Raw genomic sequence first — 7,444 nt, 5'->3', positions numbered from 1 at the left:
CTGACGGCGCTTAGTGCTGAATTCACTATCGGCGAAGGTGAGTTGATGGCTCATGATGTCCCTCTGGGATGCGCTCCGGATGAATATGATGATCTCATATCAGGAACTTGTTCGCGCCTTCCCTGAATATGGAGTACGGAAAGCGGAGGAACGATACCGTCGAAATCCATCAGCAGAAAATGAGGATCTGTTATGGAGAGCTAGAAGTCGTATAACTAAACGCAAGTAATGTTTCCTAAGTGTGTTGATAGGCAAACATGGTGGGAGTTACTACTCTCGGAGTTAATGATCTTCTTGTGATCCTGTCGTTTCAGTCGTAATCTCTTGCTCTGAAAACGAAAAAACCACCTGGGGAGGTGGTTTGATCGAAGGTTAAGTCAGTTGGGGAACTGCTTAACCAGGTAACTGGGTATACGAGACCGCAGATACCGAAACTGTTCTTTCAGTGTAGCCGCAGTCAGGCCCATACTTCAAGACCTCTGAATCTCTCTCTCGTATATCCCAGTTACCAGTGGCTGCTGCCAGTGGCGCTTTGTCGTGCTTTCTCGGGTTGGACTCAAGATGATAGTTACCGGGTAAGGCGCAGCAGTCGGACTGAACGGGGGGTTTGTGCATACAGTCCAGCTTGGAGCGAACTGCCTACCCGGAACTGAGTGTCAGGCGTGGAATGAGATAAACGCGGCCATAACAGCGGAATGACACCGGTAAACCGAAAGGCAGGAACAGGAGAGCGCACGAGGGAGCTACCAGGGGGAAACGCCTGGGATCTTTATAGTCCTGTCGGGTTTCGCCACCACTGATTTGAGCGTCAGATTTCGTGATGCTTGTCAGGGGGGCGGAGCCTATGGAAAAACGGCTTTGCCGCGGCCTTATTGTTTCCCTGTTAAGTTTCTTCCTGGCATCCTCCAGGAAATCTCCGCCCCGTTCGTAAGCCATTTCCGCTCGCCGCAGTCGAACGACCGAGCGTAGCGAGTCAGTGAGCGAGGAAGCGGAATATATCCTGTATCACATATTCTGCTGACGCGCTGGTGCCACCTTTTTCTCCTGCTACATGAAGCACTTTCATAAAGTGTTACTCCGCCGTAACATATTAAGCCAGTATACACTCCGCTAGCGCTGCGTGACTGGTTCAGGGCTGCGCCCCGAAACCCGCCAAAAGCCTGACGCGCCTGCGGCTTGTCCAACCCCGCGCCGACCGGGAAAGGCTTTCCCGCCCGTCCCGGCGTTATCAGGAGGCCGGTTTGTCAGAGAAACGGAACAAGATGCTCACCATGTGGGTGACGGAGGACGAGCACCGGCGGCTGCTTGAGCGCTGCGACGGCAGGCAGCTGGCAGCGTGGATGCGGCAGACCTGCCTGGACGAAAAGCCGGCACGTTCCGGAAAGCTTCCCTCAATCTCGCCGGCGCTGCTGCGCCAGCTTGCCGGCATGGGCAATAACCTGAACCAGATAGCCCGCCGTGTTAACGCCGGCGGGGGTACCGGCCATGACAGGGTGCAGATTGTGGCGGCGCTGATGGCCATCGATGCCGGACTTGAGCGGCTGCGGCACGCCGTTCTTGAGAAAGGAACGGACGATGATCGTTAAATTTCATCCACGCGGTCGCGGCGGTGGCGCCGGGCCGGTGGACTATCTGCTGGGTAAAGACCGGCAGCGTGAAGGCGCCACCGTCCTGCAGGGGAAGCCGGAAGAAGTCCGGGAGCTGATTGACGCGTCGCCTTACGTTAAGAAATACACCTCCGGCGTCCTGTCGTTTGCGGAGGCCGATCTCCCTCCCGGCCAGCGGGAAAAACTGATGGCCAGCTTCGAGCGAGTTCTGATGCCCGGACTCGATAAAGATCAGTACAGCATTCTGTGGGTGGAGCACGCGGACAAGGGGCGTCTGGAGCTGAACTTTCTGATCCCCAATACCGAGCTGCTGACCGGCAGGCGGCTCCAGCCTTACTACGACCGCGCCGACCGGCCGCGCATCGATGCCTGGCAGACTATCGTGAACGGCAGACTGGGGCTGCACGACCCGAACGCGCCGGAAAACCGCCGGGCGCTGGTCACGCCGTCCGGGCTGCCGAAAACGAAGCAGGAGGCCGCAGAAGCCATTACCCGGGGACTACTGAGCTTAGCCTCGTCCGGGGAGCTGAAAAGCCGTCAGGATGTCACTGACACTCTTGAAGGTGCAGGTTTTGAGGTGGTGCGCACCACGAAAAGCAGTATCAGCATTGCCGACCCGGACGGGGGGCGAAACATCCGACTGAAGGGAGCTATCTATGAGCAATCTTTTTACGGCCTCGAGGGACTTCGAGGAGAAATTGAAAGCGCAGCAGCAGAGTACCGGCGAGATGCTGAAAGCCGCATTCAGCGAGCACGAGCAGTCTGTCAGAGCGGAACTGAGCGCAAGCGCGAGGAGAATCAGCGACGCCATCAGCGCCCACCAGCAGAATATGAGCGAGGCGATGGAGAAAAACCGGCGGAGCGTGCTGCTGACGGCCGGGAGGACATGGCTCACCATCCTGATGGTGTCAGCGCTGCTGATCGGCACGAGCGGGAGCATTCTGTGGTGGCAGGGGCAGCAGATAACCGACAATTACACGCATCTTCGTCAGCAGGAAGATACCCTGGCGAAAATGACCGCCCGGACGTGGGGAGTGCGCTATCAGGAGAGCAGCGACGGCCGGAGATTCCTTATCCTGCCGCCGGGGATGCAAACCGAAGCCATCCCTTACGACGGGACGACATGGATCCGCCTGAAACAGGAGTAGCGGAAAATGACAGAGCTGGAAAAGCAGTTGCTGAGCGCATTAGAGCAGCTACAGCAGGACTACTCGCAAAGGCTGGACGAATGGGAGAGCGCCTTCGCGGAATGGCGGAGCATGTGTGGTCTTATGCAACGGGAGAACGCGATGCTGAACGAGCGCGTGTCGGACTTGAGCACGCAGGTGCTGAGTTTAAGCGAGCAGCTGCGCCGCTTGTCCGGGAACTGAATGCGATCGAGCTCCGGCAGAGGGAGAATGAGTATCAGAAAACACTGGAGCTGGAGCGCCAGCCGCAGAAAACCTACCGCGGGCCGACACTTTAAACCATCCAGGCAGCTGACAACCCGCACGAAGAGGGGCTCTTATTTCTCCCGCTAAATAGGTTCGTGATCAAAAAGGTCACGACTTATTCAGGAGCGGGAAATGAAGCTGTTAAATCTTATTGAATCATTGCTTAACTGCCTATACCTGGCGGCGGAGCTGTGGGACTGGCTGGAGAAGCATTTGTCGGTTTTTAAGGCATTGGCGCGGATTTTAGTGTGACTTTAACATCCATGCATCTGGCTGCATGACTATGCACCAGTGTAATATTCAGCGGCTGCGTTTCTGGTGTTTTTTCGTTATGTCTGTCGCCACTTTCTCGCGTCTGGCACCGGAAACGCAGCCAACCCCGTTTCAGTGGTGCGGGCAACGGATGTTATGTTTAATGTTGATAACAGGAGTAAGAGTGATGCTTACATTTATTGGTAATGCTGCCAACTTACTGATTTAGTGTATGATGGTGATTTTAAGGTGCTTGCGTGGCTTCCATTTCCATCAGATGTCCCACTTGTTCAGCTACCGAAGGCGTCGTGCGTAACCCAGTGGCTGCTGCCAGTGGCGTTTTTTCGTGTCTTTCCGGGTTGGACTCAAGATGATAGTTACCGGATAAGGCGCAGCAGTCGGACTGAACGGGGGGTTCGTGCATACAGTCCAGCTTGGAGCGAACTGCCTTCCCGGAACTGAGTGTCTGGCGTGGAATGAGAGAACCGCGGCCATAACAGCGGAATGACACCGGTAAACCGAAAGGCAGGAACAGGAGAGCGCACGAGGGAGCCGCCAGGGGGAAACGCCTGGTATCTTTATAGTCCTGTCGGGTTTCGCCACCACTGATTTGAGCGTCCGATTCTGTGATGCTTATCAGGGGGGCGAAGCCTATGGAAAAACGCCCGTGCGGGCGTGGCCTTATAGCTCCTGTCTTGTCTTTTGATTACGCTTACCGTTTACCTTATTTGTCTCTTCGAAAGCCCTGTCCGCTCGCCGCAGACAAGTGACCGAGCGTAGCGAGCGAACGGTCGAGGAAGCGGAAAAGAACCGGATATAACCTGGAGCACTGACGCAGTGATGACTAAACAACAGAAAACAGCACTGAATATGGCGAAATTCATTCAGGCGCAATCCCTGCTTTTGCTGGAGAAGCTTAACGAACTGGATCTCGATACAGAGGCCGACTTGTGCGAAAAACTGCATGAGGATGCGGAACAGCTCTATCGCACTCTGGCTATTCGTCTGGGGGATTTATAATGGCCCGTGTATCAATTAGCGAAGCGGCACGTCTTGCCAGTGTCAGTCGTCCTACTATTTACAAGCTAATTAAATCTGGTGAGCTAAGTTACACCTCAGTTGTAAAGCATGGTAAGTCTGTAAAAGCTATTGATGTTTCTGAACTTATGCGTGTTTTTGGTGCTCTTGACGTTGTAAGTGAAAGCAAAAGCGATGTTGTAAATTTTGACAGTCTCTCTACAGCGGTTAACAGTGATTTTTTACAAGATTTACAGCAGAGGATAGCGCTTTTGCAGTCGGAAAACGCCGGGCTTAAAGATGCGGTGAATGCTAGGGATGAGCATATCAGTTCACTTCGTCAGGCCATGCAGCTTCTGGAGCATAAACAGAGCGTTTCTGACCCGCAGGATGTTCCTGAAAAGCCATGGTGGCAGTTCTGGAAGCGTTGATTTCCCTGAGAACCAGTCTTTTCAGTACGATTTTTTGCATGCAAAAAATCTGTTTACCCTGTCAGGGCGCCGCCCCGACACCCGCCAGCGCCTCACAGCCACGCAATAAATTGCGTGCCCGTTCACCGCTTCTGTTTCCTGTCCGATGGATAAGTCTTCTGGCGGCTGAAAACGACCAGAAAATCGTGTCACACCTGACGCACTATACAGTACTGCTCCGAAAGCCTTGCAGCACAAGGCTTTCGGGCGCTACACCCCCACTGTCTGAAGTGTAGCGAAAAGCCCCTGAAAACGCAGTTATCCCATTGTTTTATATGAAATAAAAAGTGTAGCGCTCATCGCTACACTTTTTATCTTAAATTTCGCTTTAATTGCATGTTTTATAATGGTTTTCTTTGGGTTTTGGGGTGTAGCGCGGATGCGGTTTATTTGGATGGATGCTTGTTTCAGGTCTGCGGCTTTTTAAGCGTAAATTCTGGATGTGATCCGGGCTATTTTTTCGCGGGGTGTCCTGTTCCCGAGTCCGAAGGCTTTATCCCCTCGATGAATCGCGCTTGATCTTCTATTACATCGGGTCGCTCGACCAGGAAGTCGGGTGATGCTTTTTCCGTGCTGGCCAGGTCGCGCCACAGGACTCTTTTCCTGGGTGCTTTTGCATGATGTTCAGTGGTCATAGTCGTGGCCATAGATGTGCGCGTGAAGGGTATCGTGGGTATACACGTTATCAATGATGTTTATCGCCTTTTGCGGATCAAAATCCGGCGTTGCGTGCCACTCTGCCGAGTATTCCGCACCGGGCGCATCCAGAGCATCCGTATCGTCATCTATCGTGGCGCTGTTTACTTCGCGGACGAATTCACCCCAGATATAACGCATATCGTCGAAAAATTCGGTGAGCCACTTTTTCATATCGTGTCCTGGTTGCGCAGTGTGTACATCAACGAGTGTAGCTACCGGGAGAAGATACACCGGAAAGGGATAAAAATGCCTGATTGATGGCATTTTCCGTCCGTAACGTGGTGTCAGTCATTGGCGTGCATAACGATTCACGCCCGTAAAACGCACCAGCGCGATTCTGGGGCGTTTTCAGGATGGAAGATATGTGGTTTTGCGGCTTCGGCAGGAAAATCGCGTACAGCCCGTCTGAGCGGTGCGCGTAATGCGACGTTATGGTAAATCCGGGCTGTTGAGTGTTGACCTCTCACTATCGCAACCCAGTTAATGCGGTAAATCAAACACAACTAGCTGTTAATTGATGTTAGTTGTATGGACTTGCCGCTTGTCTTGTTGACAAGTATCTTGTCTATGTTTATTCTCCTTTTATCTTAACAAGACAATGGAGTGTTTCATGACTAGTGGTATTTTCTTATCCCGTGAAGATTTGATGTTGTTATCAGACCAAGCAAAAGAAGAAGTGCTGGCATTGGCTACTGGGGATTCGGTTTCTGGTGTTTATGAGGAGTCGGAAGATGGGCCTAATGATCTTTCCTCGCTTCAGGCAGAAAGGCTTGTTCGTGGTTTAAGTGATAAGTCGCGAACAGTGCTGAAAGCTATTCTTGAAAGCGAGGATGGTGAGCGAGGATTCTGGTGCAAGAGCCTCGCAAAGGAGCTTGGTTTTGATGTCTCTGAACTTTCAGGTGTCTGGTCAGGGCTTACACGCAGAACTCGCACGGTAAGTGATGATTCTGAGGCTTATTTGATTAGCTGGGCTTGGGATGATGACCGTGATGATTACTATGGAACGCTACATCCAACAACCTATCGCAACTGCAAGAAAGCTATGAACTTTTGATTGTTCTCGCTGTGATACTTTCCCTGTGAGCCCGCCATGTGCGGGCTTTTTTCATTGATTCGTGTAGTGAAGCGTTATGGTAAATACATATTATGGTTATTTATTAGGAGTAACTCTGGGAGAGTGGGCTATGGGATCAGATGTTCAATGGCAGATAGATAATGGTTATTTGGCGCAAGTTATGGGGGATTTTTCGACAGAGTCGCCTAGCTTTGAAACGCCAATGTTTGGGCGATATTTTGATACCTTTCAAGCTGCTATACATGTTGCAAAAGCTTTCCCAGGGAGTACGTTACAGCCATCAGAGTACGAAGATAAAACTGGGATGGTAATACGTCATTATTATGTGGATTGTCATCCGTATTATGATCGACTTCCTCCTGAAAAAAGCGATTATTTTCAGTACGATGAATACCCTTCTGCTATTCATGTGGCTGCGTGTATTGATCAAGCTAGCAAAGAACTCGACGAACTATTGTTTGGTGGTGGATATGGGGAAAATGGTGAGGGGCATGCAAGCCCGATAATTTTATATTAGTGTGAGGGGCGGAGGGATATTATCCAATTTGTAAAATGATCTTCTTGAGATCGTTTTGCTCTGCGCGTAATCTCTTGCTCTGAAAACGAAAAAACCACCCGGCAAGGTGGTTTTTCGAAGGTTCATTAAACCGGCAAGTTTATGAACCGTGGTAACAGGGTGTACAAGACCGCTGCCACCAAATTTGTCCTTTCAGTTTAGCCGTAGTTGGGCTGAGAGTTCAAGAACTCTGCATCAGTAATATCTTGTACATCCTTTACCAGTGGCTGCTGCCAGTGGCGTTTTTTCGTGTCTTTCCGGGTTGGACTCAAGATGATAGTTACCGGATAAGGCGCAGCAGTCGGACTGAACGGGGGGTTCGTGCATACAGTCCA

At 51.7% G+C, this 7,444-nt stretch carries 9 protein-coding genes and 2 pseudogenes; 8 read left to right on the top strand and 3 right to left on the bottom strand.

Annotation, left to right across the window (positions count from 1 at the left end):
• The first annotated feature begins 1,262 nt into the window (after window positions 1–1,262).
• The 4 genes and pseudogenes from FHC49_RS04590 (at window position 1,263) to FHC49_RS04575 (ending at window position 2,977) form a co-directional block, all read left to right on the top strand.
• Window positions 1,263–1,586, top strand: coding sequence for a MobC family plasmid mobilization relaxosome protein (locus FHC49_RS04590; protein ID WP_007772081.1), 324 nt, complete (start codon window positions 1,263–1,265; stop codon window positions 1,584–1,586).
• Window positions 1,525–2,235 (top strand): annotated as a pseudogene (locus FHC49_RS24600) (relaxase/mobilization nuclease domain-containing protein); the annotation flags it as partial. The gene FHC49_RS04590 and the pseudogene FHC49_RS24600, both read left to right, overlap by 62 nt.
• Before the next feature lie 28 nt (window positions 2,236–2,263).
• A complete protein-coding gene (locus FHC49_RS04580) occupies window positions 2,264–2,755 on the top strand; it encodes an MbeB family mobilization protein (RefSeq protein ID WP_138627868.1) in 492 nt (163 codons plus the stop codon).
• Between the two features lie 6 nt (window positions 2,756–2,761).
• Window positions 2,762–2,977 carry an MbeD family mobilization/exclusion protein gene (locus FHC49_RS04575; protein ID WP_029590204.1) on the top strand — a complete coding sequence of 72 codons (216 nt, stop codon included), beginning with the start codon at window positions 2,762–2,764 and terminating at the stop codon, window positions 2,975–2,977.
• A 631-nt stretch (window positions 2,978–3,608) separates the two neighbouring features.
• Here the strand turns inward: FHC49_RS04575 and FHC49_RS24595 are convergent.
• Window positions 3,609–3,716 (bottom strand): annotated as a pseudogene (locus FHC49_RS24595) (replication initiation protein); the annotation flags it as partial.
• 416 nt (window positions 3,717–4,132) lie between these two features.
• Between FHC49_RS24595 and FHC49_RS04560 the strand changes: the two are divergent.
• Together FHC49_RS04560 and FHC49_RS04555 are read left to right on the top strand one after the other, a co-directional pair.
• Complete coding sequence (locus tag FHC49_RS04560; RefSeq protein ID WP_220438941.1) at window positions 4,133–4,312, top strand: Rop family plasmid primer RNA-binding protein; 180 nt, start codon at window positions 4,133–4,135, stop codon at window positions 4,310–4,312.
• Complete coding sequence (locus FHC49_RS04555; protein ID WP_220438938.1) at window positions 4,312–4,740, top strand: helix-turn-helix domain-containing protein; 429 nt, start codon at window positions 4,312–4,314, stop codon at window positions 4,738–4,740. Before FHC49_RS04560 ends, FHC49_RS04555 begins: the two co-directional genes overlap by 1 nt.
• 663 nt (window positions 4,741–5,403) lie before the next feature.
• Here the strand turns inward: FHC49_RS04555 and FHC49_RS04550 are convergent.
• Complete coding sequence (locus FHC49_RS04550) at window positions 5,404–5,649, bottom strand: hypothetical protein (RefSeq protein ID WP_220422423.1); 246 nt, start codon at window positions 5,647–5,649, stop codon at window positions 5,404–5,406.
• A 439-nt stretch (window positions 5,650–6,088) separates the two neighbouring features.
• Between FHC49_RS04550 and FHC49_RS04545 the strand changes: the two genes are divergently transcribed.
• On the top strand, window positions 6,089–6,532 hold the full coding sequence (locus FHC49_RS04545) for a hypothetical protein (protein ID WP_220438936.1): 444 nt from the start codon (window positions 6,089–6,091) through the stop codon (window positions 6,530–6,532).
• Between the two features lie 76 nt (window positions 6,533–6,608).
• Window positions 6,609–7,070, top strand: a complete 462-nt coding sequence (locus FHC49_RS04540; protein ID WP_220438934.1) for a hypothetical protein — start codon at window positions 6,609–6,611, stop codon at window positions 7,068–7,070.
• Window positions 7,071–7,304: 234 nt separating this feature from the next.
• Here the strand turns inward: FHC49_RS04540 and FHC49_RS24590 are convergent, their stop codons facing one another.
• Window positions 7,305–7,436: a replication initiation protein gene (locus FHC49_RS24590; RefSeq protein WP_370631750.1), complete on the bottom strand. Its 132-nt coding sequence runs from the start codon at window positions 7,434–7,436 to the stop codon at window positions 7,305–7,307.
• Between the last annotated feature and the right edge of the window lie 8 nt (window positions 7,437–7,444).

This window comes from Kluyvera sp. EC_51, from assembly GCF_019584505.1.
Lineage (GTDB): Bacteria > Pseudomonadota > Gammaproteobacteria > Enterobacterales > Enterobacteriaceae > Kluyvera > Kluyvera sichuanensis.
The sequence above is the reverse complement of the archived record's forward strand: the minus strand, read 5'-3'. Positions and strand labels throughout refer to the sequence as shown.